The sequence below is a fragment of the Aestuariivirga sp. genome (assembly GCF_037139295.1).
GTDB lineage: Bacteria > Pseudomonadota > Alphaproteobacteria > Rhizobiales > Aestuariivirgaceae > Aestuariivirga.
In genome coordinates, this window is sequence record NZ_JBAXGR010000287.1 from 1 (window position 1) to 1806 (window position 1806).

Here is a 1806-nt window from a genome sequence, read left to right on the forward strand (position 1 = left end):
TTCGCCGTGTCACACCATGGCTCATAGCAGGCCTTCTCATTCTTCCCACCGTCATAGTCGCCGGCCGATTCATTGCGGGACGGTCCGATGCGCCGCCGGCGGTCTCGTTCAACGAACTTATGGCGGTTGCCAAGACGAATCTCCTTCACAAGCACTTCGCCGAGGCGGAAAAGGGGTTCACCCAGGCACTCACCCTTGATCCACGGAATGCAGATGTCCTGAAGAGCCGTGGCTTCTGCCGGCTGAACCTTGAGATGCCCGAAGAAGCGATTGCCGATCTGACCCAAGCGAACCAGTTGGATCTGACTGACCCGATGACGCTGAAGTACCGGGCGTTGGCCTATGCCAACCTCCGAGATTTCCCAAAGGCGATCAATGACTACCAGACCGTTGCTCGGATGATGCCCGAGGCTGGAGAGATCAAACAAGAACTTGCCTCGGTCTACGCTGTCCGCTCCCACGAAAGGTTTGAGAATGGCCAATTTGCCGAATCGGCGGACGACATGACGGAGGCGATCCTCTTGGCACCGGAGTCACCCGTTCAATATCACCGTCGCGGAGCATGTTATTTCCACATGGGTGAGTACCAGAAGGCCTACGACGATCTCACGGTGGCGATCGGAAAGGAACCCAATAAGCCCGAACACTACGACAACCGCGGCCAGACCCTTCAACGGCTGGAGAGGAATGACGAGGCCGAGGCTGATTTCAAAAAGGCCAGGGAGTTGAAGAGACAATGAACCGCCGACTTCTGCTCATCGTGTTCTTTGCCAGCATGATGGCTTCACAGCCCGCATCGGCCCAAGAAGCGGGCTTCGTCCGTGATGTTTTTGACCGCATCAACGCCCAGCGAATCCAGAATGGACTCAAGCCTTGCAAATACAACAAGAAACTAGAGAAGGCCTCCCAATTCCACGCCGAATGGATGGCACGCAACAGGAAAATGGAGCATCTTCAGGAAGAGGCGAAAAGTCTTGAAGACCACAAGGCCTGCACTCACCATCCCATCAACCGAGCCATCAGGGCGGGCTATAGCGAATGGAGCGATGTGTTCTTCATTGAGAACCGTCCTGACGGGCAGATCGTTGTCACGAAGCCGGACGCCAACGACCATGTCGGTGAGATCATCTCTGCAGGATGGAAGGCAGGCCACCCCGCATCGCAGACCGAGATCGTTGTGAACGGATGGATGAAGTCACCGGGCCACCGAAAGGAAATCCTCACCGCCCACTACGAGGAAATGGGTATCGGTGTGGCCTGCACGCCTGATGATCAATACGACACGTTTTGGTGCGTCTTATTCGGGAATCCAAGAAAGTAGCAAAGCCTATCTCGGGGCGCCCAATTTTGTGACCAGAACGCTTTTGATGGAGTAGATCGGGATTCGCGTTTGATTTACCCCAGCCAGATCCTCAATCACGATGTAGTCACTGAACACCTCAATGACTTTGTGGCCGAGCATCTCGGGACCGTCCTTCAGGACGCTGATTACATAGCCGTTCCCGCTGTCCTGAAGGCTTACGGGTTGACCTGCATGAAGGACAGAAAGCACTCCGCGATCCTTGCTAGGTGCTTGCCCCGATGCCACAAAAAGAAGTCCACTGATCAGCAAAAACAAGACCGCGAAATGAGTGCGACGCATACGGCGATTCCTTGTAATAAAGAGAGCGCAATGCAATCAGTCTACTTTCTTGACGCTCAACACCGTGGCGTTTGGAAATTGCGACTGGACCAGTTTTTTTGCCTGCCCCGCGTCGCTCGCCTGAATCCGTGTCGTGCTGACTTTCCCGTTGAGGCGGATTCGGG

3 protein-coding genes are annotated in these 1806 nt (G+C 55.0%); 2 read left to right on the plus strand and 1 reads right to left on the minus strand.

What is annotated here, in order from left to right; translation table 11 throughout:
• Positions 1-740: hypothetical protein (locus WCJ41_RS21970; RefSeq protein ID WP_336907963.1), on the plus strand; the 740-nt coding region annotated here is incomplete at its 5' end.
• Entirely contained in the window at positions 737-1321 is a 585-nt protein-coding gene (locus tag WCJ41_RS21975; RefSeq protein ID WP_336907964.1) for a CAP domain-containing protein, read from the plus strand. The genes WCJ41_RS21970 and WCJ41_RS21975, both read left to right, overlap by 4 nt.
• Positions 1322-1327: 6 nt before the next feature.
• Here the strand turns inward: WCJ41_RS21975 and WCJ41_RS21980 are convergent, their stop codons facing one another.
• Positions 1328-1642 carry a hypothetical protein gene (locus WCJ41_RS21980; protein ID WP_336907965.1) on the minus strand — a complete coding sequence of 105 codons (315 nt, stop codon included), beginning with the start codon at positions 1640-1642 and terminating at the stop codon, positions 1328-1330.
• Between the last annotated feature and the right edge of the window lie 164 nt (positions 1643-1806).